This is a genomic window from Bacillus timonensis (assembly GCF_000285535.1).
GTDB classification, from domain to species: Bacteria; Bacillota; Bacilli; order Bacillales; family Bacillaceae_L; genus Ferdinandcohnia; species Ferdinandcohnia timonensis.
Window position 1 is genome coordinate 304,417 of sequence record NZ_HE610988.1, and the last position, 25,422, is coordinate 329,838.

The window sequence follows — 25,422 nt, forward strand, 5'->3', positions numbered from 1 at the left end:
CGTTCTAATTTTCAAATCTTAAACGAATGCAAAAATTGTAGAAACACCAATTACTGATAATGCAATGAAAATAATGATAGTTACATATGTTGCAATTTGTTGAGAACGAGGAGTTATTGTTAGCCCCCAACTTACAGCAAATGACCATAAGCCATTTGAGAAATGGAAAATTGTAGAGATTACACCAACAAGATAAAAAATAAGCATTGCAGGTGAACTCAAGATATCCTCCATCATTTGGAAGTTAACTTCTGCTCCAAAAGCTGCTTGAATACGCGTTTCCCATACATGCCATGCCACAAAAATCAGAGTAATAATACCGGTTATACGTTGTAAGAAGAACATCCAGTTACGGAAGAAACCATATCTACTCACATTGTTCTTTGCAGTAAAGGCAATATACAGGCCGTAAATCGCGTGAAATATTAATGGTAGATAAATTATCACTACCTCCAAAAAAATTCTAAATGGAAGATTTCCCATAAAACCAGCAGCGCCGTTAAATGCTTCTTCCCCTCTTGTCGCAAAGTTATTCGCTGTCAAGTGTACCAGTAAGAACACCCCAACTGGAATAACACCTAATAATGAATGAAGCCTGCGATTAAAAAATTCACGATTACCCGCCATACTTTACCCCCCTTAGTTATAAACCGCACCTTCAAGGTACTCATTTGTAAATTCCTCATCCTGCATAATTATGTAAAAGGACGAAATAAAAACTGACAATTGAAAACCTTTGCATGAAACTACAAACTTATGTTTCAAAGATAAATAGACAATGTAGCCTGCGATTTTCTTTTATCAGTATAATGTAACAAGTTCATTTTACTCCCATAAAGCAAGAGCGTCAAGGAAACAAGTCCACAAATTATTCATAAAAATGATAATAATTGTACACATACATTTGTATTGACACTACATTAAATACATTACCCATATGACAAAAAGAAACAAAAAATTCATGTGTTTCTTGGCCCCTCATGTTATATAATAAAAAATGGAGAAAGAGGGGAATGCAGTGAAGAACGTGAACATCGACGAACAAAATGTAAATAATACAAGTGAACAGACCGTTTCGGTTTTTGGTTACGAGCTTATACGGGAAATTTTAATTCCTGATTTACTTGGAAAAGAAACTCCACAGATTTTATATTGGGCTGGAAAAAACCTTGCCCGAAAATTCCCCTTACCAACGATTGAAGAAATTATTTCGTTTTTTCATGATGCTGGATGGGGAGACCTTAAGATAGAACGTTCAGATAAGAACACTATCGAATTTCATTTGGATGGTACAATCGTGTCTTCACGTTTTAAACGAAAGGACATTTGTACATTCCAGCTTGAATCTGGTTTTCTTGCTCAACAAATTCAACAACAGAAAAATCGAATTACTGAAAGCTTTGAACAACAAAAACGACGAGCTCAAAAAATAATTTTTACGGTAAAATGGGACCAAAAAGACATTACTGAAGAATAAAACCTGCGCATTTCGTGCAGGCTTTTTTTATTTGAAAAGGGCGCCCAACACCATTGGACACCCCCCGAAGTATTTACTATATTTAGATTAAAGTCTTACTTTTTCTTTTTCTTCTTCAACAGCTGCTAGGTTAAATGAATCATGTAAAGCCTCCACTGCAAGAACCATCTTTTCTTGTTCAACAACTGTAGAAACTTTAATTTCAGATGTACTTACCATCTTCACTTCGATATTTTTCTGTGCAAGCACTTGGAACATATCAGCTGCAACCCCAGGATTAGATACCATACCTGAGCCGACAATTGAAACCTTCGCTAATCCATCTTCATGCTCAATATTTTCATATTTCAACAATTCCTTATTATTTTCTAAAACAGCAAGTGTGTCACGTAAATCTGGTGTTTTTACCGAAAATGAAATATTGGTGTGATTTTGATCGGTTTGGTTTTGAATAATGATATCGACGTTAAGACCATTTTTTGCAAGTGTGCCAAAGATGGTTGAAAGTGTGTGTAACTCATTTGGTAATCCAGATACAGTTACTCTAGTTATCTGGTCTTCAAAAGCAATACCCCTAACAACAAGATTTTTTTCCATTGAAACTTCCTCCTCAATAACAGTTCCATTTTCTAATTCTAAACTTGAACGAACTTCAAGTGGCATATTAAAGTTTTTCGCAAATTCTACTGCACGAGGGTGCAAAACACCGGCACCAAGGTTAGCAAGCTCCAACATCTCATCATAGGAAACCGAGTGTAGTTTGCGTGCAGACGGAACTACGCGAGGATCTGTTGTGTATACACCCGTTACATCTGTGTAAATATCACATTTATCTGCATTTAATGCTGCAGCAAGTGCAACTGCAGTTGTATCGGAACCGCCACGACCAAGAGTAGTGATGTCTCCAGAACTACTGATTCCTTGGAAACCGGCAACAACAACAATTTTTCCTTCTTTCAAGCTATCACTAACTCTTGATACCTGAATATTCTCTATACGGGCATTGCTATGTATTGCCTCTGTTTCGATTCCAGCCTGCCAACCTGTATAGGATACGGATTGATAACCTTTTGCCTGTAAAGCCATTGATAAAAGAGCGATTGTAACTTGTTCACCTGTACTTAATAACATATCCATCTCGCGTTTACTTGGCGAGCTTGTAATTTCATTCGCTAAGCTTACAAGTTGGTCCGTTGTTTTACCCATCGCTGAAACAACAACTACAACCTGATTTCCAGCTTGCACTTCTTGAATAACTCGATTTGCAACATTACTAATTCTCTCTGCTGAACCTACTGAGGTGCCTCCAAATTTTTGTACGATAATCCCCATGCCCATACCTCTCTTTCAAATAATCAAATGCACCTTGGCATATTTGCGCCTAGATTTATTCGAGCGTGCCCGAATTAGTTCTTCTAAAAATCTGCGGCATCCACCGAAGGCTTTTACATGATACAGCCGGGGCTGAACCCCGGCTGTATAAAAAAACAGCAATGAGAGATTATCTCATTGCTGTGATATACGTGAATCTACAACGTGTCACATCGTGAGATAGCCCTCCAAGATTAACTCATCTTGACAATCTTATGTCTCTTAAACATAAGACCAGCAAAAAAGGTATGAGCCCTTTTTTACTTCGGCGACCTTTCCTTTCTACAATAATCATAGGGGCTCATTCCCCTCCTATTGCATACTGATAAAAATCGCACCTCTATCATCACTTCAACGTAATGAAGTGTAATATTATATTATAAGGATTATAGCAGAGTATTCTAAAATTAGCAACGTCTATTCTTTTAATTTTTCGAATATAGCTTCGGCTGTTGGTCGAGGAATATTTGCCTGTTGAATATCCTCAATGCTTGCTTCCTTCATCTTCTTAATTGACCCAAAATGTTTCAATAATGCTTTCTTACGTTTTTCTCCTACACCCGGAATGTTATCGAGGATTGATTGAAATGCACTTTTTCCACGTACTTGACGATGAAACGTAATGGCAAAACGATGCACTTCATCCTGAATTCGTTGAAGAAGATAAAACTCCTGACTATTTCTTGGTAATTCCACAATTTCAGGTGGGTCCCCAATCAGCAACTCTGAAGTTCTATGTTTATCGTCTTTTGCAAGTCCTGATAATGGTATCTCTAAGCCTAGCTCATTTTCTAGAATATCCCTTACAGCAGCAAGGTGGCCTTTCCCCCCGTCAATGATGATTAAATCTGGTAAAGGAAGGTTTTCCTTTAGTGCACGACTATATCTTCTACGGACAACCTCCCTCATTGATTCATAATCATCGGGACCTTGAACAGATTTAATTTTATATTTTCTATATTCCTTTTTATCCGGTTTTCCGTCGGTAAACACAATCATCGCAGAAACAGGGTCCGTTCCTTGAATATTAGAGTTATCAAAAGCTTCAATGCGGTGTGGTGTATAAATTCCTAATCTCTGACCAAGGTTTTCCACTGCCTTAATCGTCCTCTCTTCATCTCTCTCAATTAAGGCAAACTTCTCTTTCAATGCGATTTTTGCATTTTTTGCGGCAAGGTCAATCAATTGTTTTTTCTTTCCACGGCTTGGTTGCTGAACCGTCACTTCTAACAACTGTTCGACAATATCTCGATCAACCGAACTAGGAAGTAGAACTTCCTTTGGTTTAAAATGATTATCCTTTAAATAAAATTGACCAAGGAAAGTTAAAAAATCTTGTTCCGGTTCATTATAGAAAGGAAATAGAGAAACATCACGCTCTATTAATTTTCCCTGACGAATGAAAAAGACTTGAACACACATCCAGCCTTTATCATAAGAATAACCAAAAACATCACGGTCGATAAAGTCTGTCATTGTCATCTTTTGTTTTTCCATGGTTGTTTCTATGTTCGCGATTTGGTCTCTATATTCTTTTGCCCTTTCAAAGTCAAGTTCTTCAGATGCCTTTATCATTTTTTCAGTTAACTCATTTTTTATTTCTTTATATCCTCCGTTTAAAAAGCGGATAATATCGTCTACCATTTTTTTATTTGTTTCATCGGATATTTCATAGACACAAGGGGCAAGACATTGTCCGATATGGTAATACAAACAAACTTTGTCTGGTAGAGTTGAACATTTTCGTAATGGGTAAATCCGGTCTAAAAGTTTTTTTGTTTCGTTTGCTGCCTGCACATTTGGATATGGACCAAAATATTTCCCTTTATCCTTTTTTACCTTGCGAGTGATTAGTAGCCGCGGATGCTTTTCAGCTGTAATTTTAATAAAAGGATAAGTCTTGTCATCCTTGAGCATGATATTATATTTTGGATCATATTTTTTGATTAAATTGATTTCAAGGAGAAGCGCTTCTATATTTGATGAAGTTACAATATATTCAAAGTCCTCAATCTCATTTACAAGTCTTAATGTTTTACCATCGTGAGAACCTGTAAAGTAAGATCGAACACGGTTCTTTAGCACCTTTGCTTTTCCAACATATATAATTGTACCTTGTCGGTCCTTCATTAAATAACACCCAGGTTGGTCTGGTAAAATCGCTAACTTTTCTTTAAGATGATCGTGCATATCCACCACTCCATCTATCATAAAATAAATCCTCACTACGTATGAGGAGTTCAGTCGTACCTTATATTGTAACATTTTTACGAAGAAGTTGTACGTGTAAATAAAGGAATTATCTTTTAAAAAACGAGGGAAATAAAAAAACAGCCAATCGGCTGTTTTTTTGCATTCATATTAATAATGGCTTGCAAGTTTTCCAGCAAGTGCTTCTTTTGGTTGGTAACCAACAACTTTATCTACAACTTCCCCGTTTTTGAAGACAAGTAAAGTTGGGATGCTCATAACGCCAAACTTTGCTGCAGTTTCTTGGTTGTCATCTACATCAAGCTTAACGATTTTAACTTTGTCTCCAATTTCAGAGTCTAATTCTTCTAATACTGGAGCAATCATTTTACAAGGTCCACACCAAGGTGCCCAAAAGTCTGCTAAAACTAATCCTTCTTTTGTTTCTGTGTCAAAATTTTGGTCTGTTACGTTTGTAATAGCCATTTTAACCCCTCCTAAAAATGTAACAACTTAGAAATTCTATCAAGAGTATAACACTTCACTTTTCATTTTACGAATGATTTGCATTCAAAAAAAGCAGTTACTAAATCAAAAATGATAAGATTAGACATTATACTTCATATATAATCATCTTCCCCAACTTTTTAAGCTGATATGTATGTAAATCATAGAGGATATAGACATCTGTTTTTCGTAGCAAATAAAAAAGACGTCCAGAAGGACGTCTTTTGCGTATTGCGGCGAGAGACAGCACTCCACATAGTGCCTTGCCAAAAGGCGTGTCAACTCGACTTATGCAATTCAGCTCATCGCTTGATTAGTATACCATATTTTTTTCAAAGGTGAAATGGAAAAAATCTCTATTAAGCGAGCTTTAGCTTACTTTTCTACATACTAAGCATTAACTTTTAGTTTTTTAAACTCTTCTGTTAGCATTGGTACCACTTCGAATAGGTCCCCAACAATTCCATAATCCGCAACCTTGAAGATATTTGCTTCTGGATCTTTGTTTATAGCAACAATTACTTTCGAGTTAGACATTCCCGCTAAGTGCTGAATTGCACCAGAGATACCGCATGCAATATATAGGTCCGGTGTTACAACCTTACCTGTTTGACCAATTTGAAGTGAGTAATCGCAGTAATCAGCATCACATGCACCACGAGAAGCTCCAATGGCCCCACCGAGCACAGTAGCTAATTCTTTTAATGGTTCAAAGCCGTCTGCACTTTTCACTCCACGTCCACCTGCAATAACTACTTTTGCTTCAGATAAGTCCACACCTTCAGTTGCCTTACGCACAACTTCTTTAACGATGGTACGTAAGTCTTTAATGTCAACAGAAAGGGAAGTAATTTCCCCAGTACGTGATTCGTCTTTTTCAAGTGGTGCGATATTGTTAGGACGTACGGTTGCAAAGATTAAACCGTCAGTCACAATTTTCTTTTCAAATGCTTTACCCGAATAGATTGGGCGGGTAAAAACAATATTTCCACCTGCAATTTCAATAGCCGTTACATCTGAAACTAACCCAGTATTAAGTTTACCAGCTATTTTTGGTGAAAGGTCTTTGCCTAATGCAGTGTGCCCAAAAACTAATGCTTCCGGTGATTCAGCTTCAATAACAGCTAATACTGCTTGTGAGAAACCATCCGGTGTATATGAAGCTAATTTTGGATCTTCAACCGTTACAACACGGTCAGCTCCATATTGAGTTAATTCATTTGCTAATGAACTTACAGATTCGCCTACTAATACAGCAACTACTTCTCCACCTTCTGCTACTGTATTACCCGCTGCAATTGCTTCAAAAGATACGTTACGTAACGCACCATCTCGTACTTCGCCTAGAACTACTACTTTTCTTGACATTATGCGTAACCCCCTAGATTCGTCTTAGTAAAGTTTTTTGAAATCATATACAAAAACAACTTAATGTAACTAATTGGTTATACTACCTTCGCTTCATTGTGAAGTAGAGATACTAACTCTTTTACTTGATCTTCTAATTCACCTTCAAGAACTCGACCTGCTTCTTTTTTAGGTGGTAGATAGATTTCAATTGTTTTTGTTTTTGCTTCTACATCATCTTCATCAAGATCTAAATCATCTAACTCAAGCTCTTCAAGCGGCTTTTTCTTAGCTTTCATAATGCCAGGTAAAGATGGATAGCGTGGCTCATTTAATCCTTGTTGACATGTAACAAGAAGTGGTAATGAAGTTTCGATAACCTCTGAGTCACCTTCAACATCTCTGACTACGGTTACCTGTGAACCATCAACTTCAAGTTTTGTAATTGTTGTTACATGAGGAATATCCAAAAGTTCAGCTACACGTGGACCAACTTGGCCAGAACCACCATCGATAGCTACGTTCCCGCCTAAAATAATGTCTACATCTTTATCTTTTAGGTATTCAGCTAAGATTTTTGCAGTTGTATATTGATCTCCATCTTCAAGATCATCTTCAACATTAATCATTACAGCTTTATCCGCACCCATTGCAAGTGCTGTGCGCAATTCTTTATCAGCATCATCCGTTGTCGCAACTGTTACAACCGTTACTTCTCCCCCATTAGCATCTCGAAGTTGAATGGCTTCTTCAACAGCATATTCGTCATAAGGATTAATAATAAATTCAGCACCATCTTCATTGATTTGTCCATTGCTTACAACAATTTTTTCCTCTGTATCAAATGTTCTTTTTAAAATAACAAAGATGTTCATGTGTTTCCCTCCTAAGGTTTTGTACATATTGTATAAGATCATGAAAAATTAATAACTTAAATTAGAAACTAGTTTTCTATTATTTCCCTTTAAACGTTGGCTGGCGCTTTTCAATGAAGGCGGATATTCCTTCTTGTCCATCTTCTGAAATAAACATTTCACCGAATAAAATTGCTTCTCTAGTAACTGTTGCTTCATATTGTTCATTCTTCATTGAATTTAATAGCTCAATTGTTGCTTTTATAGTTAAAGGACTTTTTTGAGCAATCTTTCTAGCAATTTTCATCGTTTCCTCATGTAGTGTTTCTTCTGGAAAAGCCTGATTTGCTAATCCATACTGTACGGCTTCTACTCCATTAATTGGATCACTTGTCCAAAGCATTTGAGCTGCTTTAGCAACTCCCACATACCGTGGTAAGCGTGCTGTCCCAGCAAATCCTGGGATAAGTCCAAGCTGTAATTCAGGTAATCCTAACTTCGCCCTTTCACCGACTAGGCGGAAGTGACACGCCATTGCAAGTTCTAAGCCGCCACCCAAGGCCGCTCCATGAATACTGGCAATAATCGGTTTAGGAAAACGCTCCATTCTTTCAAATAACGTTTGTCCTTTTCTTGCGAGATTTGAAAATTCTTCACCAGAGTTAATCGTTGTAAATTCTTTTATATCAGCCCCAGCCGAGAAAAATCTCCCTTCACCGTGAATAACCAACACTCGTACAGAATCATTCGACTCTATTGTCTCTAGCAAACTTGTAAGCTCTTTCAAAACAGCAGACGATAAAGCATTTGCCGGAGGTCGATTAAAGGTTATAGTGGCAATGTACTCTTCGATTTTCACTTTAAAAAACTCCATCTACACCCCTCCTAATAATGTATATGTATGTAACACACCTCTAATTACTAGAGGTGTGCCTTCCCACAACCATATATTAATAAGGCATGAACTTTTTTTGCCAAGGATGGCAAATCGTATTTTTGTTCGTTCATCACCCAAGTGGTTGCTGTTTCATCAATTGATCCGAATATCATCTGTCTTGCTAAGCGAACATCTAGGTCAGGATTGAACTCGCCGTTTTCTTTGCCGAATTGGATAATAGTATCAATCGTTCTTAAATATCCTTTTAACACTTCATTAATCCGGTGACGTAATTCTTTATTTGATTGTCTTAATTCAAGCTGAGTAACAATAGCAAGGTGATGATCGGCAGCTAGAAGTTCAAAATGTTTTTCTACTAATGTTAATAACTTCTCTGCTGCTGTCGTTTTTCCTGCTATTTCAGCTTCTATTTTTTCAATAAACTCTCCCATTTTTTCATGGAATAATGAGACGAGTATATCCTCTTTATTTTTAAAATAAAGATATATCGTACCGTCAGCCACACCCGCTTGTTTAGCAATTCTTGAAACTTGGGATTGATGATATCCGTTCTCTGCAATGACAATTACCGCTGCGTCTATGATTTGTTTATATTTTGGTTTTGTTTTTTTCAAAATCTGACTTCCTTTCAGAAAAAATGAATGAATAGTCATTCATGTTATTATAATAAAACCAAACAGAGTAACTGTCAAGAATATCTTATTTTATCACTCTTTTTTATATTGAAAGAAAAAAGAGCCATAGGCGCTCGTCTTTGGCTCATCACTTATGTTCAAACACTTGGTGTCTTTTGAGCTAATCGATCCTATTTTCTAATTTACTTTTGTTAATTTTTCCTTTTCTTCTTCAACTAATACTCGACGTAGTACTTTTCCTACGATTGTTTTCGGTAATTCGTTTCTAAATTCATACACCCTCGGAACTTTATATGCGGCTAAATGCTTGCGACAGTGTTTATCGAGCTCTTCTTCTGTACATTGCTGGCCTTCTTTTAAAACAATGTATGCCTTTACCGTCTCACCTCGATATGGGTCTGGAATACCTGCTACAACAGCCTCTTGAATTTTATCATGTTCGAACAAGACTTCCTCAACTTCTCTTGGATAAATATTGAATCCTCCTGCAATAATCATATCCTTTTTACGATCTACTACATAAAAATAACCGTTCTCATCCATATACCCTAAATCACCAGTCAATAACCAACCATCACGGAAAGTATTTTCTGTTTCCTCCGGTTTATTCCAATATCCTTTCATAACCTGAGGCCCTTTTACCGCAATTTCACCGATTTCACCAAATCCAGCAGGTTGGCCTGTTTCCATTGAAAGAACTGCTGCGTCAGTATCTGGCCATGGTAACCCAATACTTCCGTTTATACGTTGTCCCCATAATAAATTCGCATGTGTTACAGGCGAAGCCTCTGATAATCCGTAGCCTTCTACAAGCTTTCCACCACTAACTTTTTCAAATTGTTCTTGTACTTCAAGTGGCAATGCTGCAGAACCACTAATACAAGAATCAATCGATGATAAGTCATACTTTTTAAGATCTGGATGATTTAATAACCCAATGTACATAGTTGGGGCACCTGGAAATAAGGTTGGCCTCTGTTTATGAATCGTTTTTAGTGTTTGACTTGGGTCAAACTTAGGCATAAGTATCATTTTAGCTGCCATCATAATCGAAAGGTTTAATACCGTGGTCATACCGTAAACATGGAAAAATGGTAGAATCGCCAATACGGACTCTTCACCTTTTTTACACTTGTACATCCATTTGGAGCACATGATGGTATTTGCAACTAAATTCCTATGGGTTAGCATAACACCTTTAGGAAATCCTGTTGTTCCACCAGTATATTGTAACAACGCCAAGTCGTTTTCAGGGTCAAAATCAAGATCGATTTCTTTGGGTTGTGATGTATTCATTATTTCCCTAAGCAAATGGTTGGTTCCCTCGTGTTCAACTTTCACTACAATACCATATTGTTTCTTTTGAATGAAAGGATAAATCAAGTTTTTTGGGAAAGGTAAATAGTCTTTAATTTCTGTTACAATAATATGCTCTAATCGTGTTAGCGCTTTCACTTTTGAGACGCGTGGAAAAAGGATATCTAATGTAATGATTGCTTTTGATCCGGAATCCTTTAGATGATATTCAAGCTCTCTCTCTGTGTACAATGGATTCGTTTGGACGACGATCCCGCCCGAAAATAAAACACCGTAATAGGCAATAACACCCTGTGGACAGTTTGGCAACATGATTGCAATACGGTCCCCTTTGTTGATGCCTTGTTCCAATAAATAGTTTGCAAGTTTTAAAGATTCTTCGTACACTTGTGAAAAAGTTAATTCTTTTCCTTGAAAATGAACTGCAGTTTTCTGAGGGAATTCGCGTGCTGTTCTTTTCAAATACGTTTGAATAGGAATATTCTCATATTCGAGTTTATGTGGAATTTCCTCGGGATAATTGGCTAACCACGGCCTTTCTAACTCCATTTTATAACCTCCCTTTAAAAATTGTGTTTGAAGAATACGAAAACGTATCCAAAGACCAGTTTGAATTTTCAAACCATTTATACTCATTATAGTATAATGAATATTCCGTGACAATTATATTCATGATTGTTAGAGTAAAGACTATTAGGATTAGCTAAATTCGTGACAATAAAAAAAGGCTGCTGGTTAATCCCAAACAGCCCTTACACTTATAAAAGTAAATACAGTATTCCAACAACAACAAATATCCCACTTACAACTAACAGTATTTTAGCTAGCTTCTCCATATTAAAAACCACCATTTCCTATCCCTGCGCCAATTACATATGAAAGTCCCACCGATATAATCATGGATATAAGTCCAACCGCGCGATTATCTTGTTGTATTTCAACATCAATGTTGAACTTTGGAGTTAAGAATTCGAAAATAAAGTAGCCGATCAATAGGAGGAAGAATCCAAAAAAGCCCCAGCCAATCATGACGAAAAGTGAATCATGATTTTGGATGGAATACCGGAATATATTTGCGATTCCAAATATTTTTCCTCCGGTTGCCATTGCGACAGAAAGGTTTCCATTTTGAATTTCTTCCCAATTTTTATATTTTGTGACTAATTCAAATATGGCCATAAACAGAACCATACACAGTATGACGACACTGTAATTAGCAGCTGTTAACACAAATTCATTATCCCAAAATTTATCCATCTTCTTCTCTCCCTATCAGAGACATCATTTCGTTCACTTTAATTCTACAACCGTTACACCGGTACCACCTTCTCCAGCTTCCCCGAATCTTGTTGATTTTACGGAGCGGTGATTTTTTAAGTATTCCTGAACTCCCTGTCTTAATGCACCAGTTCCTTTTCCATGGATGATGGAAACACGTGGATAGCCCGCCAGTAATGCATCATCGATATATTTTTCCACTCTTACTAATGCGTCCTCATAACGTTCACCTCGTAAGTCCAGCTCTAAACTTACATGGTAGTCCTTACCCCTTACTGTTGCTAATGGCTTAGTTTCAACTGGTTTTGGGCTGCCAATAAATTCGAGGTCTTTTTCCTTCACCTTCATTTTTAAGATTCCTATTTGAACCTGCCATTCGTTATTTCCTGTATTTTCAATTAGATGTCCCTTTTGATTTAGGCTAATCACCTTCACTTCGTCACCTGGAACAAGTTTTCTCTTCGCTTTTGATGCAATAGCTTGTTTATTCGTCTTTTTTGAAGTTTGTGGAACAGCATTTTCTAATCGTTTTTTTGCTTCAATTAGTTGATGTTCCTTAACAAGTGATTGTTGCTCAAGTTTCATTTTTCGTAAGTCGCGAATAACTTCTTCAGCTTCAGTTGTCGCATTTTTGATTGTTTCTTCTGCTTTTCGTTCTGCCTTTTCATATAGTTTATCGCGTTGTTCATTAAACTCGATGATTTGTTCCTGAAGCTGCTTATGAAGGATTTCAGCTTGTTTTCTTATACCCTCTGCTTCATCAAGTTCACGCTCTGCATCCTTTTTGCTCTTTTCTAAGGAGGCAATCATATTCTCTACTGTATTGGTTTCAGAGCTTATATGACTTTTCGCTGCGTGAATAATCGTATCCGAAAGTCCTAGTCGTTTGGAAATCTCGAACGCATTACTTCGACCGGGAACCCCTATTAAAAGTTTATAAGTTGGGCTCAATGTTTCAATATCAAATTCGACGCTGGCATTAATTACACCTTCTCGGTTGTATCCATAAGCTTTTAATTCTGGATAATGGGTAGTTGCAATGACTCTTGCACCTCGATTATAGACTTCATCAAGAATCGAAATTGCAAGTGCAGCTCCTTCTTGTGGATCAGTCCCAGCCCCTAATTCATCAAAAAGAACTAAACTAGTTGAATCAACCCGTTTTAAAATGTCCACAATGTTGACCATATGGGATGAAAACGTACTTAAGCTTTGTTCAATTGATTGCTCGTCTCCGATATCAGCGTATACCGATTCAAAAACAGCAATTTCTGACTCTTCCTGTGCTGGAATTTGCAAACCAGATTGTGCCATTATTGTTAACAAACCGATTGTTTTTAACGTTACTGTTTTACCGCCTGTATTGGGACCGGTTATCACAATTGAAGTATATTTCTTTCCAAGCTCAATATCATTTGGAACAACATCTTTTGGAGCAATTAAAGGATGGCGACCTTTTTTAATTAACACATAGCCATTCCCATTTATTTTCGGCTTTGACCCCTTTACTTTTTTGCTGTAACTTGCTTTTGTAAACATAAAATCAAGTTCACCAAGCGTGTCTACATTTTGGTATAGGGATTCTGTTTCCAATGCTACTTCGTTTGAGAGCTCAAATAAAATCCGGTCAATTTCTTGTTTTTCCTTGACTCTAGCTTCTTGTAAGACATTATTAAGATCGACCACCGATTGAGGTTCGATAAATAATGTTGCCCCTGAAGATGATTGGTCATGGACAATTCCACCATAAGTCCCACGATACTCCTGTTTAACAGGAATAACATAGCGGTCATTGCGAATCGTGATAATTGCATCTGAGAGTGTTTTTTGAGCTGATGAAGAACGAATAATATGATCAAGCTTCTCCCGGATTCTTGCTTCACTGCTTCTGAGCTGCTGACGGATACCGCGTAATTTGTCACTAGCTCCGTCCATCACTACACCATTATCATCAATGCAGTTTTTTATTTTTTGTTCAAGCTCGTATAAAGGAGTAATACTTGTAATTAGTTCTGCTAGTATAGGTAGTTCAATATCATCCTCAATCATACCTTCAATAAATTTTTTCATTTGTCGACCCGCATAAATAGTGCCTGCTATATCTAATAGTTCCAACGTGTTTAGGGCTCCACCTATGCTAGCACGTTTAACAGCGGCTCTAATATCAGTTAAGCCGCCAAGTGGGACATTTCCTTTCAACCTTAAGACCTTCGCAGCTTCATCTGTTTGTTCTTGTAGAAAAATAACCTCCTCTACATTTGTTGAAGGAATCATTTTATCCACCTTTTCTCTTCCTAAAGAGGATGAGACATGCTGCTTTAACTGTTCCTTTACTTTATCAAACTCTAGTACCTTTAAAACTCGTGGTTGCATGTTGTGACTCCCTTACCTTTATTCAGTGGAGGCTAAACCTCGTTGAATAAAGGTTAGCCTCCGGCGGATGCCTCGATTTTTTCAAATGAAATTTTTCGAGCAAGCCCGAAAAAAATCGAGCAGCAAATACGCCAAGGCGTATTTGTTTATTTCACATAATGATCTTTATCACCCTATAAATTACGTTTTAAATAAGCGATAAGCTCATCCCTATTCCATGTGTTAATGACATTTTCTTTTTTGATCCAACCTTTAATTGCTCCAGAAATGCCATATTCCATATCCTCAAGCATTTCTATATTATGTGCATCTGTGTTAATCACTAGTTTTACACCTGCATCTTGGGCCTTTTTAATATATTCTGAAGAAAGGTCTAATCGATTCAAATTCGCATTTAATTCTAGTGCTGTATTCGTTTCTTTTGCTAGTTCAATTAACATATCTACATCTACGTCATACCCTTTTCTGCGCCCAAGTATTCTTCCAGTAGGGTGCGCAATGATATCTACGTGTAGATTTTCCAGAGCTGTTTTTAAGCGTTGCATAATCTTCTCTCTTGGCTGTGAGAAGCTTGAATGGATGGATGCAATTACAACATCAACATCTCTAATAATTTCGTTATCATAATCTAGTCTTCCATCAGGTAAAATATCCATTTCAACACCTGTGAAAATCGTAAAATCGTCATATTTTTCATTCAGTCTTTTAATTTCTCTGTGCTGGTCAAGTAGACGTTCTGGGGTAAGCCCGTTTGCAACACGCAAATACTGCGAATGGTCTGTAATTGCCATATATCGGTAGCCTTTTTCCCTGCACGCTTCAACCATTTCTTCAATGGTAAAAGCTCCATCACTCCAGGATGTATGCATATGGAGGTCACCTTTAATATCTTCAAGTTTAATATGCTCAACTTCCTCATGGAATGCATCTACCTCTGAACCATCTTCCCTAAGCTCTGGCGGAATATAATAAAGTCCAAAATAGTGATAGAATTCTTCCTCTGAATCAAATGTTTTCACATCTCCTGTCTCACTATTTTCAACACCATACTCACTTATTTTTTCACCACGCTCTTTTGCTAATTGCCTCATCCTCACATTATGATCCTTACTTCCCGTAAAATGGTGAAGGGTAGTTGCGAATTCATGTGGTTTTACAAGGCGAAAATCGACCGAAATATCATAGCTATACGAAATTTGAACAGATACTTTTGTATCCCCACTTGCAATGATTCCATTAATACCGTTTAACTGTAATAACTGTTCACGTACTTTTTCAGGTTCGTTTGTTGCAATAATAAAATCAAGGTCCTTAATCGTTTCCCTCATACGACGAAGGCTACCCGCACGTGAAAATGTTTTAATTCCATCCATCGTACTTAGCTGTTTTTCAATTTCTTCAGCAAGTGCCAGCATTAAGGCGATTGGCAAACGGTCCGGCCGTTTGCCATATTCATCAATGGCAGCAAGTATTTTTTCTTCTGTTTTCTTTCCGAAACCTGCTATATTTTGAATTTTTTCATTTAAGCATGCTTGTTTTAGCATCTCCATATCTTCAATCCCAAGTTCCTGATAGAGTTTTGCTATTTTTTTACCGCCTAATCCTGGGAGGTTAAGAAGTGGAATGAGTCCCTCTGGCACTCTTTCTTTAAGTTCATTCAGAACTTTGGACTCCCCTGTTTCTATGTATTCTGTGATAACAGCTGCAGTCCCTTTTCCTATTCCCGGTAATGTTGTGAAATCTTCAATCGTAGATAAGCTTCTGTCATCATTCTCAAGTGATGCGGCTGCTTTACGAAAGGCTGATATTTTAAATGGGTTGTCCCCTTTCAATTCCATATAAATGGCGATTGTTTCTAAAAGTCGAATTACATCTTTTTTATTGACTGTCATTGTTACCACCTACCTATATTCCTTACGATTTATTTTATTCAGTTGGGGTTTAAACCCCAACTGAATAAAATTAGCCTCCGGCGGATGCCACGATTTTTCAATGGAAATTTTTCGAGCTGTAAGATCAAAGACTAAGAACGCCACATCCTGTGGCAATTCTTTATGACCCACTTCCTGTGGGCCTAAAATCGGGTGCAAATACGCCAAGGCGTATTTGTTCTATTCAAAATGATACAGATTTTTTACAAAAAAGTCACTTATTGTGGGTAAATAACTGTTTTCATAAAAAAAACTTCCCCACGAGAGAGAAGTAATGGCCATTATCAGATCCACATGTCCTTAATTTTTCCAGTAAAGAATGGTGTATGCTGAACAATCATTTTGGCCATAAATGAATCATTGAGATTAGCCTGAACGATTTCTACCGGAAGGAGTGCTCCGATATAAAGCAAGATAAACACAACTAGGTAGACTTCAACAAAGCCTAGTAGGCCTCCAGCCCATCCATTGATTTGCTTTAAAATGGGTAGATTTGCAAGAAAGTCTAACATAGAACCAATGATTTGCCATATGAACTTAGTTGCAAAGAAAATAATGGCAAAGGCAATTGCACGATAATAAGCTGTTTCTAAGTTCGTACTTTCAAATAAAAACTTCATCGTTTCAGGGTCACCAAATGTTGGGTATGGTATCCATAATATTAATTTTGGCATAAGTTCATCATAATAGAGGTATGCAACGATAAATGCAACAATAAAACCAGTAAGATGAACGATTTGAAGAATAAAGCCTCTTCTTAAACCTATTAAAAATCCTATTACGAGGATGATAATTAAGACTAAATCGAACATATCACTTCAATCCTTTTCATTTTTTGCTTGTTCTACTAGTTTTTCAAGTTTTTCATAGTCTTCTTTCAACTTTAAATGTTCATTAACAATATTAACGGCTGTTAATACAGCTAGTTTATTAATATCAAGTGTCGGATTTTTACCGCTAATTTCTCTCATTTTATCATCGACAATTGAGGCCACAAGGCGTATATGACTTGTGCTCTCAGACCCGATAATTGAATATTGCTGTCCATAAATATCTACTGTAGTTCTTGTTTTTTGTGGCTGTGACAAGTATTTGGCCTCCATTCTAGTCAATCCTACAAATAATAATACCATGAACATGTTATCTATGGAAAGAAATCTCAACAAACGATATGATAGATAATGAAGAATTCTATCCAAAAATGTAGTAGGGGATGTTATGTTTGTCTAATACTGTCTTAAAGTGTACCCTTAACACTATTGAAAAAATGAAGACTCATTATAAAAGTCAATTGCAAGATAAAGTACCACAGGGTGGCGTTTTTGTTGCGAAACTTTCTAACTGTACAATTACAGCTTATAAGTCTGGGAAAGTATTGTTTCAAGGAAATAACGCTGCTGTTGAATCGGAAAAATGGGGAAGCTCTGAAATAGCCTCAAAAAAAGAAACTTCAAAGAAATCAGTTGTAAAAAATAGTGGTTTGCCACCTAATATTGGAACATTGTCAATGGTCGGTTCAGACGAAGTTGGAACTGGTGATTATTTTGGGCCAATGACAGTAGTTGCGGCTTATGTCTCCAAAGATAAGTTTGCTTTACTGAAGGAGCTTGGGGTTAAAGACTCCAAAGATTTAAATGACAAACAAATTTGTGAGATTGCTGAATCAATTATTCATGTTATTCCTTATAGCTTGTTAATTTTACATAATGAAAAATACAACGAACTTCAAGCAAAAGGCATGACTCAAGGAAAAATGAAGGCCTTGCTACATAACCAAGCCATTGGGCATGTCCTAAGAAAAATTGCACCCACTACACCAGACGGTATTTTAATCGACCAATTTGCTATTCCTGATGTGTATTTTAAGCATTTGGCCGGTCAAAAGGAGATTATAAAAGACAATGTGTATTTCAGCACAAAGGCAGAAGGGGTTCATTTATCTGTCGCTGCTGCCTCCATCATAGCTAGGTATTCTTTCGTTAAGGAATTTGATAAGCTAAGTGAAAAGGCTGGCCTTGAATTAAAAAAGGGGGCTGGAGCCCAAGTTGATGTAGTTGCTGCTAAACTGATAAAAAAGCATGGAATAAGTGCACTACGTAGCTTCACAAAGCTTCATTTTGCAAATACAGAAAAAGCAAAGAAAATAGCTAAGATATAAGAAAAAGTGCAAAGCTCCCCCGCTTATCGGCGCTAGTGCCTGGAGCTAAACATAAAAAACTGGAGTGAGTCCAATGTGACCCACTCCAGTTTTTATTATGAACGCAATGTTGCATTGAATTTTTCAGCAACCGCTTTTAGTACTTTTTCATGTGCTTTTGTTACTTCTTCTTCAGTTAACGTACGTTCTGGATCAAAATACTTGATTGAATAAGCAACTGATTTTTTACCAGGCTCCATTCGCTCACCTTCATAAAGGTCAAAGATTGTCACATCGCGAAGTAGCTTACCACCCGCTTCAATAATGACTTGCTTCATGTCACCTGCAGCCACTGACTTATCCACAACAAGTGCAATGTCACGAGTCATAGATGGGAATCGCGGAATTGGCTGATAGAGTATTTCTTCAACATCTGCTTCTAAAACATCCTTTAATGATAATTCAACCACATACGTTGGAGTTAAATCTAGGTCTTTTTGGACATTTGGATGAATTTGACCAATAAACCCAATTTCCTGGTTATCTAATAACACAGAAGCAGTTCGACCAGGATGCATATCTTCCACTCTTGCTTGAAGGAATGAAGTTCTATTTCCAAGACCTAGCTTTTCAAATAGACCTTCTACGATACCTTTAACCACATAGAAGTCCACTGCTTTTTTCTCACCCTGCCATGTTGGTGATAACCATGAACCAGTCAGAGCAATCGCCAAGTGTTCCTTTTCATCCGGCAGTTCTTGATTCGGTCTCGCAATGAATACAGAGCCAGTTTCGTATGTCGCAACACTATCAATTTGACGAGCTTGATTATGTGAAACAACCTCTAATAAATGTGGAAGAAGACTTAATCTTAAAAGAGCACGTTCTTCACTCATTGGCATTGCTAGATGAATTGGTTCACTTAGTTCAAGTGCATATTTGTTTACTTTTTCAGCACTAGTAAGTGAGTATGTGGTGCTTTGATATAAGCCTACACCTTCTAAATATCGTCTAACTAAACGACGCTTTGCTTGATATTCCGTTAATCTACCAGGTTTTGATTCTCCAATTGGAAGTGTTGTTGGTAGTTCATCATAACCGTATAACCGCGCGACTTCTTCGATTAAATCCTCTTCGATTGTGATGTCAGGTCTGCGAGTTGGTACAGTGACATGGAACGTATTATTATCCACCGTAAATGAGAATTGTAAGTTTGTGAAAATCTCTTCTACTTTTTCTTTTGAAATATCAGTTCCTAATACTTTGTTGATTCTCTCAAGTGATACGGATACATTTAGTGGTTGAATATCAAGAGTATCAACAGCCACAACACCGTCAAGAACGACGCCACCTGCAAGCTCTGCCATTAGTTCAGCAGCACGGTCTGCTGCTTCACGAGTACGATTTGGGTCAATTCCTTTTTCATAGCGAGCACTTGCCTCACTACGTAATCCGTGATCTTTAGAGGACTTACGGATTGTGCTTCCTGTAAAATAAGCTGACTCAATTAATACTGTTGTTGTGTCATTTTTAACTTCAGAATTTGCTCCACCCATTACACCTGCAAGGGCAACTGGCACCTTACCATTTGTAATGACAAGATGTTCGTTAGTTAATGTACGCTCTACATCGTCTAATGTTGTAATCTTTTCACCGTTATTCGCACGTCTAACAAGAATTTCTTTAGAACCTAGTCGGTCATAATCAAACGCATGTAATGGTTGACCATATTCTAATAAAATGTAATTTGTAATGTCGACAACATTATTATGTGGGCGGATTCCTTCTGCCATCAAACGTGTTTGAAGCCATAAAGGTGATGGACCAATTTTTACATTCTTCACTACACGTGCTGCATATAATGGATTATCTTCCTTCGCTTCTACAGAAATCGAAATGTAGTCCTCCGCTTTTTCCCCTGAAGTTGATACTTTTGGTTGTGGTAGTTTTACGTCTGTTCCTAAAATAGCCGCAACCTCATATGCAACCCCCATCATACTCATAGCATCAGCACGATTAGGTGTTAGTCCTAACTCAAGAACTTTATCATCAAGATTTAATTGGGCAATCGCGTCCGCTCCTGGCTCAACATCATGAGGGAATACAAAGATGCCTTCTGCATATTCCTTTGAAACAAGTTTTGATTCAATTCCAAGCTCTTGTAGAGAACAAATCATACCATTTGATTCTTCACCACGAAGCTTTGCCTTTTTGATTTTGAAATTACCTGGAAGTACAGCTCCTACTTTTGCCACGACCACCTTTTGGCCTTTGGCAACATTTGGTGCCCCACAAATAATTTGAACAGGTTCACCTTCACCTAAATCGACTTGACATTTATTTAATTTATCAGCATTTGGATGCTGCTCACATTCTAAAACATGACCAACTACAATCCCACTAATGCCTTCACCTAAATGATCGACACCTTCCACTTCAATGCCGCTTCGCGTAATTTTTTCTGCTAACTCTTCTGCTGTTATACCTGATAAATCAACGTATTCCTGCAACCATTTATATGAAACAAACATTCTCTTTCTCCCTCCTTAAGCCCGATTAAATTGTTTGATGAAACGATTGTCATTTGTGTATAAATGACGAATATCATCAATACCATATTTCAACATTGCAATACGTTCTGGGCCCATTCCAAATGCAAAACCAGTGTATTTCTTTGAATCAAAGCCAGACATTTCAAGTACATTTGGGTGAACCATACCAGCACCTAAAATTTCAATCCAGCCTGTTTTCTTACATACATTACAGCCATCTCCACCACACTTAAAGCAAGAGATATCCATCTCTACTGAAGGCTCAGTGAATGGGAAAAAGCTTGGACGTAAACGGATTTCACGATCTTCTCCAAACATTTTTTTGGCAAAAGTATTTAATGTACCTTTGAGGTCACTCATACGGATATTCTCATCAACTACTAATCCTTCAATTTGTGTGAATTGATGAGAGTGTGTCGCATCATCATTGTCACGGCGGTATACTTTACCTGGACAAATAATTTTTACAGGACCTTTCCCTTTATGCTTTTCCATTGTTCTCGCTTGAACAGGAGACGTTTGGGTACGAAGAAGAATATCCTCAGTAATATAAAAAGAATCCTGCATATCCCTTGCTGGGTGGTCTTTCGGTAGATTTAACGCCTCGAAATTGTAATAATCCTTCTCGACTTCAGGTCCTTCCGCAATCGAATAGCCCATACCTAGGAAAAGATCTTCAATTTCTTCGATTACCTTTGTAAGTGGGTGAGGCCCTCCTACTTTTATCGGTCTCCCAGGAAGTGTAACATCGATTGTTTCTGTAGCTAGTTTTCTTTCGACTTCTTCTTTTTCAAGTAGTTCCTGTTTTGCAGTTAGTTTTTCAGTAATTTGCTCTCTAACTTCATTCACAAGTGCCCCCATTTTTGGACGCTCTTCTGCTGAAAGTTTGCCCATTCCTCTAAGTACTTCAGTAATCGGCCCTTTTTTACCTAAATAAGCAACACGAATATCATTTAATTCTTTAAGATTCGTTGAAGCTTCTACTTTTGCCAGAGCTTCTTCTTTCAGCTCAAGTAATCTTTCTTGCATCAATAATTCCTCCTTTTTCTTAGAAAAGCGCAAGGCGCCCGTTCATCGGCGACAAGCACAAGACGAGCACTGGCAGAAGGCGTTTTTTGCCTTCCGAAGTAATTGGCTTGTGACCTCGAGCCGATGGCGCCTGGAGCTAGACATTAAGACAAAATAAAAAACCTCAATCCCCAAAAAAGGGACGAGGTTTAGATTCGCGGTACCACCCTTGTTAACAACTACAAAAAAGTAATTGCTCACTTCGTTTCGATAACGGCAAATGCCGGTACACCTTTACGCCAATTTTTCTGACGGTCCTAGTGCCAACTCAAGAGGTGAATTCACTTTCTTCTTCTATAAAAATGCTTGCAGTCTCGGCATTTTCTCCCTGAATAGTGAGTGGAAAGCTACTAGTCTCAATCATTGTTTTTAGCTATATGTAAAGCATATAAATTATATTATACGTATCTTTGATGTTCAAATCAAACCCATTTTAATTCTTTTTTCTTATAAATGGGAGATAGAGGATAAAAAACATAATCAATGCGACGACTTCTAGGGAGACGATATACCAAGGGTACGGACCGAGAAAGTCGATTAGACTGGTGTTCATTGGTTTTCGGGCGAGAAACATATAGTTTCCACCCGTTTCTTTGTTGATGAAAAAGACAATAAATGCAATGACATTCAAAGCAACAAAGGCTTTCCATACAGATTTACCTGTTGGTCTAAAATTCTCGTACCACAACATATACAAGCTGGCTAAAATAATCACGATATGTGCAAGAAAAAAGTGAAAATAACGATAATGTGGAAAGTCATAGGCTAGCTCCGGTGTAAGCATCGCTTGTAGGGCACCACCAATGCCTAAAAAATAGGTTACTTCAAATAAAAAATAACTTCGCGTTATGAGCATGATGATACTTAAAAATAATGAAATTGAGCAAAGCTGAAAAGGTAAGGAATCAATTGGATCCCATACTCCTGTATACACGTACCAAATATAAAGGGATAGTTCACTCATTAACAAAATTATTGCCAATGTATACCGAATGACCGATTTCCCTTTTGTGAATCTGGCCCTAAAAAGAAATAACAGAACACCCGAGACTAAAAGCAAGCCAAGCATCACAAGATGTGAAGAGGACAACCATTGAAAAGGCTCACCAACTATTGACCTACCAAAAAAGTCGTTTATTATACTCCACCCTCTTTACCGCATATGATAAAGTAAAATCCCCGCTGCTACTGCAACATTTAAAGACTCGCTTTTTCCGTAGATTGGAATATATAAGTTTTGATGAGTTTTCTCTAATAAATCAGGATTTACCCCATTACCTTCATTTCCAACCAGTATTGCATAGGACTCTTGAACAGTAGCTTGTTTATAATCAACCGCATTCTTTAAAGATGTCCCGTAAACTGTAACACCATTTTGCTTTAGCTGATCAATCATTTCATGTAAATTTGTTTTTACTATAGGTATATGAAAAATGGCACCCTGTGTAGAACGAACCACCTTTGAATTGTAAACATCCACAGTTCCTTCACCAATCATAACTGCATCGATTCCAGCTGCATCTGCAGTGCGAATCATTGTTCCAAGATTACCAGGGTCCTGTACAGCATCAACTAATAATAACCTAGTGAAATGACCGCCTTCTTTAAAAGTGTATTGCTCACAAATGGCTGCAACCCCTTGTGAAGTATCGGTATCACTTATTTCTTTCATTACTTTTTCTGTCACAATTGTGATAGATAGATTATCTACATTCCAGCTTGATGGGATGTCTATTGTTTCACTAATGATTAATTCACGAATGATGACATCACTTGTTAAAGCCTCTTCTACTAAATGAAACCCCTCAATCATAAAAGTTCCAGTCTTGTCACGTTCCTTTTTTGTATGTAGTCTTTTCCATTGTTTAATCTGAGGATTTTTACTTGATTCGATTCGTTTCAACGTATTAATTGCTCCTTTTAGCTAATTCTTTTTCCATTATATCCTAAGGAAGATACATAAAAAAGGAGGTTGTCGTAAAAGATACAAAGGAAAAAGTTACATAGGAAAGGTGTGCAAATGTATGAACTTGAATTTAAGACATGCTGTAAAACACAATGTTACAGGAAACTCTCAGGCTGAATTAGAAGATACAATTGTAGATGCCATTCAAAGCGGAGAAGAAAAAATGCTCCCAGGGTTAGGGGTATTGTTTGAAGTAATCTGGCAAAATGCAAGCCAAGAGGATAAACAAGACATGCTCTCAACATTAGAACAAGGTTTAAAGCAGTAGATGAAAAAAGCCGATGAAATCATCATCGGCTTTTAACTTTATTCAGAAGAAGACCCCCTCCGACGGGTGCCACGGCAACGTCTTTATGACCAATCCTTGTGGGCCTAAGAATCCGGCAAAAATACGCAAAGGCGCATTTGCTTATCAATCAAATTTAATTTTATTTACTGTTTCTTGGTCTAAACGTTTAATGACTTCAGCAATGAGTTTCACGGCATTTTCATAATCATCACGGTGAAGAATTCCAGCATGTGAATGGATGTAGCGTGTTGCGATTGTAATCGCCAATGCAGGAACGCCTTCTAGGGTTATATGAATTGAACCTGCATCTGTTCCACCACCAGCAATTGCATCAAATTGATATGGAATACTTAATTCGTCTGCTACTCCTACAACAAAATCACGTAGGCCCTTATGAGAAACCATGGAAGCATCATATAAAATAATTTGAGGCCCATCTCCCATTTTACTTAGCGCTTCTTTTTCGGAAATACCAGGTGTATCCCCTGCGATACCCACATCAACCGCTATTGCAATATCAGGCTTGATCATGGTTGCGGCTGTTTTCGCACCTCGTAGACCAACTTCCTCTTGAACAGAACCAACCCCATATACAACATTTGGATGTTCCTCGTTCTTTAAATATTTTAGAACGTCAATTGCAATTGCACAGCCAATCCGGTTATCCCATGCTTTTGCAAGCAACATTTTTTCATTATTCATGACAGTAAATTCGAAATATGGAACGACCTGGTCACCAGGTTTTACCCCAAATTCAAGTGCTTGTTCTCTGCTTGATGCACCGATATCAATGAACATATCCTTGATTTCAACTGGCTTCTTACGTGCATCGGCAGATAAAATATGAGGTGGTTTAGAACCTATTACACCGGTAATATCGCCTTTGCTAGTGACAACGGTTACACGTTGTGCTAGCATCACCTGAGACCACCAGCCGCCTACTGTTTGGAATCGTAAAAACCCTTTTTCGTCTATTTGTGTCACCATGAAGCCTACTTCGTCTAAATGGCCAGAAATCATGATTTTTGGTCCAGTTACATTGCCTTCTTTTTTCGCAATTATGCTTCCAAGTCCATCGTAGGAAATTTCATCGGAATAGGGTGTTATGTATTTTTTCATGACTTCACGAGGCTCACGCTCATTACCAGGGATACCTCTTGCATCGGTAAGATCTTTGAGCATCGTTAATGTTTCATCAAGTTTTGTCATCTTTCAATCACCTAACTTTCCTT

22 protein-coding genes, 1 riboswitch and 1 other annotated feature are annotated in these 25,422 nt (G+C 37.5%); of the genes, 3 read left to right on the plus strand and 19 right to left on the minus strand.

Going from position 1 to position 25,422, the window contains the following annotated elements; genetic code table 11:
- Window positions 1-18: 18 nt before the first annotated feature.
- Window positions 19-627, minus strand: a complete 609-nt coding sequence (locus BTHG_RS19100) for a succinate dehydrogenase cytochrome b558 subunit (protein ID WP_010678346.1) — start codon at window positions 625-627, stop codon at window positions 19-21.
- A gap of 391 nt (window positions 628-1,018) precedes the next feature.
- On the opposite strand from BTHG_RS19100, the gene BTHG_RS19105 reads away from it, so the two are divergent.
- Window positions 1,019-1,477 (plus strand): YslB family protein, encoded by a 459-nt coding sequence (locus tag BTHG_RS19105; protein ID WP_010678347.1) that lies wholly within the window; start codon window positions 1,019-1,021, stop codon window positions 1,475-1,477.
- An 87-nt stretch (window positions 1,478-1,564) separates the two neighbouring features.
- On the opposite strand, the gene BTHG_RS19110 is transcribed toward BTHG_RS19105, so the two are convergent.
- From BTHG_RS19110 to zapA, 13 genes are all read right to left on the minus strand, one after another.
- The gene (locus tag BTHG_RS19110) at window positions 1,565-2,809 is read right to left on the minus strand and encodes an aspartate kinase (protein WP_010678348.1); all 1,245 of its coding nucleotides are present in this window, start codon (window positions 2,807-2,809) and stop codon (window positions 1,565-1,567) included.
- A gap of 212 nt (window positions 2,810-3,021) precedes the next feature.
- Window positions 3,022-3,199: riboswitch (Lysine riboswitch) on the minus strand.
- 66 nt (window positions 3,200-3,265) lie between these two features.
- Window positions 3,266-5,038 (minus strand): excinuclease ABC subunit UvrC, encoded by a 1,773-nt coding sequence (gene uvrC / locus BTHG_RS19115; RefSeq protein ID WP_010678349.1) that lies wholly within the window; start codon window positions 5,036-5,038, stop codon window positions 3,266-3,268.
- 171 nt (window positions 5,039-5,209) lie between these two features.
- On the minus strand, window positions 5,210-5,524 hold the full coding sequence (gene trxA / locus BTHG_RS19120) for a thioredoxin (protein WP_010678350.1): 315 nt from the start codon (window positions 5,522-5,524) through the stop codon (window positions 5,210-5,212).
- Window positions 5,525-5,935: 411 nt separating this feature from the next.
- Complete coding sequence (locus BTHG_RS19125; protein ID WP_010678351.1) at window positions 5,936-6,913, minus strand: electron transfer flavoprotein subunit alpha/FixB family protein; 978 nt, start codon at window positions 6,911-6,913, stop codon at window positions 5,936-5,938.
- A 77-nt stretch (window positions 6,914-6,990) separates the two neighbouring features.
- Window positions 6,991-7,767, minus strand: coding sequence for an electron transfer flavoprotein subunit beta/FixA family protein (locus BTHG_RS19130; protein ID WP_010678352.1), 777 nt, complete (start codon window positions 7,765-7,767; stop codon window positions 6,991-6,993).
- 79 nt (window positions 7,768-7,846) lie between these two features.
- Window positions 7,847-8,620 carry an enoyl-CoA hydratase gene (locus BTHG_RS19135; RefSeq protein WP_010678353.1) on the minus strand — a complete coding sequence of 258 codons (774 nt, stop codon included), beginning with the start codon at window positions 8,618-8,620 and terminating at the stop codon, window positions 7,847-7,849.
- Window positions 8,621-8,667: 47 nt separating this feature from the next.
- Window positions 8,668-9,258: a TetR/AcrR family transcriptional regulator gene (locus BTHG_RS19140; protein WP_010678354.1), complete on the minus strand. Its 591-nt coding sequence runs from the start codon at window positions 9,256-9,258 to the stop codon at window positions 8,668-8,670.
- 198 nt (window positions 9,259-9,456) lie between these two features.
- Window positions 9,457-11,145, minus strand: coding sequence for a long-chain-fatty-acid--CoA ligase (locus tag BTHG_RS19145; protein ID WP_026021900.1), 1,689 nt, complete (start codon window positions 11,143-11,145; stop codon window positions 9,457-9,459).
- A 288-nt stretch (window positions 11,146-11,433) separates the two neighbouring features.
- A complete protein-coding gene (locus BTHG_RS19150) occupies window positions 11,434-11,853 on the minus strand; it encodes a DUF350 domain-containing protein (protein ID WP_010678356.1) in 420 nt (139 codons plus the stop codon).
- A 33-nt stretch (window positions 11,854-11,886) separates the two neighbouring features.
- Window positions 11,887-14,247, minus strand: coding sequence for an endonuclease MutS2 (locus tag BTHG_RS19155; protein WP_010678357.1), 2,361 nt, complete (start codon window positions 14,245-14,247; stop codon window positions 11,887-11,889).
- A gap of 173 nt (window positions 14,248-14,420) precedes the next feature.
- Window positions 14,421-16,139, minus strand: coding sequence for a DNA polymerase/3'-5' exonuclease PolX (gene polX / locus BTHG_RS19160; RefSeq protein ID WP_010678358.1), 1,719 nt, complete (start codon window positions 16,137-16,139; stop codon window positions 14,421-14,423).
- Window positions 16,140-16,462: 323 nt separating this feature from the next.
- Window positions 16,463-16,990 (minus strand): CvpA family protein, encoded by a 528-nt coding sequence (locus tag BTHG_RS19165; protein ID WP_010678359.1) that lies wholly within the window; start codon window positions 16,988-16,990, stop codon window positions 16,463-16,465.
- A gap of 6 nt (window positions 16,991-16,996) precedes the next feature.
- Window positions 16,997-17,266, minus strand: a complete 270-nt coding sequence (gene zapA / locus BTHG_RS19170) for a cell division protein ZapA (protein WP_010678360.1) — start codon at window positions 17,264-17,266, stop codon at window positions 16,997-16,999.
- 134 nt (window positions 17,267-17,400) lie between these two features.
- On the opposite strand from zapA, the gene rnhC reads away from it, so the two are divergent.
- Window positions 17,401-18,336, plus strand: coding sequence for a ribonuclease HIII (rnhC, locus tag BTHG_RS19175; RefSeq protein WP_010678361.1), 936 nt, complete (start codon window positions 17,401-17,403; stop codon window positions 18,334-18,336).
- Window positions 18,337-18,431: 95 nt separating this feature from the next.
- Here the strand turns inward: rnhC and pheT are convergent, their stop codons facing one another.
- From pheT to BTHG_RS19195, 4 genes are all read right to left on the minus strand, one after another.
- Window positions 18,432-20,846 (minus strand): phenylalanine--tRNA ligase subunit beta, encoded by a 2,415-nt coding sequence (pheT, locus tag BTHG_RS19180; protein WP_010678362.1) that lies wholly within the window; start codon window positions 20,844-20,846, stop codon window positions 18,432-18,434.
- A gap of 15 nt (window positions 20,847-20,861) precedes the next feature.
- The gene (gene pheS / locus BTHG_RS19185; RefSeq protein WP_010678363.1) at window positions 20,862-21,896 is read right to left on the minus strand and encodes a phenylalanine--tRNA ligase subunit alpha; all 1,035 of its coding nucleotides are present in this window, start codon (window positions 21,894-21,896) and stop codon (window positions 20,862-20,864) included.
- Window positions 21,897-22,070: 174 nt separating this feature from the next.
- Window positions 22,071-22,308: a binding site (T-box leader), on the minus strand.
- A 60-nt stretch (window positions 22,309-22,368) separates the two neighbouring features.
- Window positions 22,369-23,025, minus strand: a complete 657-nt coding sequence (locus BTHG_RS19190; protein WP_010678364.1) for a YwaF family protein — start codon at window positions 23,023-23,025, stop codon at window positions 22,369-22,371.
- Window positions 23,026-23,088: 63 nt separating this feature from the next.
- Window positions 23,089-23,838, minus strand: a complete 750-nt coding sequence (locus tag BTHG_RS19195; protein ID WP_010678365.1) for a TrmH family RNA methyltransferase — start codon at window positions 23,836-23,838, stop codon at window positions 23,089-23,091.
- Window positions 23,839-23,959: 121 nt separating this feature from the next.
- On the opposite strand from BTHG_RS19195, the gene sspI reads away from it, so the two are divergent.
- Entirely contained in the window at window positions 23,960-24,169 is a 210-nt protein-coding gene (gene sspI, locus BTHG_RS19200) for a small acid-soluble spore protein SspI (protein WP_010678366.1), read from the plus strand.
- Window positions 24,170-24,313: 144 nt separating this feature from the next.
- Here sspI and BTHG_RS19205 read toward each other — a convergent pair whose 3' ends face one another.
- A complete protein-coding gene (locus BTHG_RS19205) occupies window positions 24,314-25,399 on the minus strand; it encodes a M42 family metallopeptidase (protein ID WP_010678367.1) in 1,086 nt (361 codons plus the stop codon).
- Between the last annotated feature and the right edge of the window lie 23 nt (window positions 25,400-25,422).

What these genes read in the sequence shown, in the direction of transcription:
- BTHG_RS19100 (WP_010678346.1), bottom strand. Translation starts at nt 627, where the DNA reads ATGGCGGGTAATCGTGAATTTTTTAATCGCAGGCTTCATTCATTATTA.
- BTHG_RS19110 (WP_010678348.1), bottom strand. Translation starts at nt 2,809, where the DNA reads ATGGGGATTATCGTACAAAAATTTGGAGGCACCTCAGTAGGTTCAGCA.
- uvrC (WP_010678349.1), bottom strand. Translation starts at nt 5,038, where the DNA reads ATGCACGATCATCTTAAAGAAAAGTTAGCGATTTTACCAGACCAACCT.
- trxA (WP_010678350.1), bottom strand. Translation starts at nt 5,524, where the DNA reads ATGGCTATTACAAACGTAACAGACCAAAATTTTGACACAGAAACAAAA.
- BTHG_RS19125 (WP_010678351.1), bottom strand. Translation starts at nt 6,913, where the DNA reads ATGTCAAGAAAAGTAGTAGTTCTAGGCGAAGTACGAGATGGTGCGTTA.
- BTHG_RS19130 (WP_010678352.1), bottom strand. Translation starts at nt 7,767, where the DNA reads ATGAACATCTTTGTTATTTTAAAAAGAACATTTGATACAGAGGAAAAA.
- BTHG_RS19135 (WP_010678353.1), bottom strand. Translation starts at nt 8,620, where the DNA reads ATGGAGTTTTTTAAAGTGAAAATCGAAGAGTACATTGCCACTATAACC.
- BTHG_RS19145 (WP_026021900.1), bottom strand. Translation starts at nt 11,145, where the DNA reads ATGGAGTTAGAAAGGCCGTGGTTAGCCAATTATCCCGAGGAAATTCCA.
- BTHG_RS19150 (WP_010678356.1), bottom strand. Translation starts at nt 11,853, where the DNA reads ATGGATAAATTTTGGGATAATGAATTTGTGTTAACAGCTGCTAATTAC.
- BTHG_RS19155 (WP_010678357.1), bottom strand. Translation starts at nt 14,247, where the DNA reads ATGCAACCACGAGTTTTAAAGGTACTAGAGTTTGATAAAGTAAAGGAA.
- polX (WP_010678358.1), bottom strand. Translation starts at nt 16,139, where the DNA reads ATGACAGTCAATAAAAAAGATGTAATTCGACTTTTAGAAACAATCGCC.
- BTHG_RS19165 (WP_010678359.1), bottom strand. Translation starts at nt 16,990, where the DNA reads ATGTTCGATTTAGTCTTAATTATCATCCTCGTAATAGGATTTTTAATA.
- pheT (WP_010678362.1), bottom strand. Translation starts at nt 20,846, where the DNA reads ATGTTTGTTTCATATAAATGGTTGCAGGAATACGTTGATTTATCAGGT.
- pheS (WP_010678363.1), bottom strand. Translation starts at nt 21,896, where the DNA reads ATGCAAGAAAGATTACTTGAGCTGAAAGAAGAAGCTCTGGCAAAAGTA.
- sspI (WP_010678366.1), top strand. Translation starts at nt 23,960, where the DNA reads ATGAACTTGAATTTAAGACATGCTGTAAAACACAATGTTACAGGAAAC.
- BTHG_RS19205 (WP_010678367.1), bottom strand. Translation starts at nt 25,399, where the DNA reads ATGACAAAACTTGATGAAACATTAACGATGCTCAAAGATCTTACCGAT.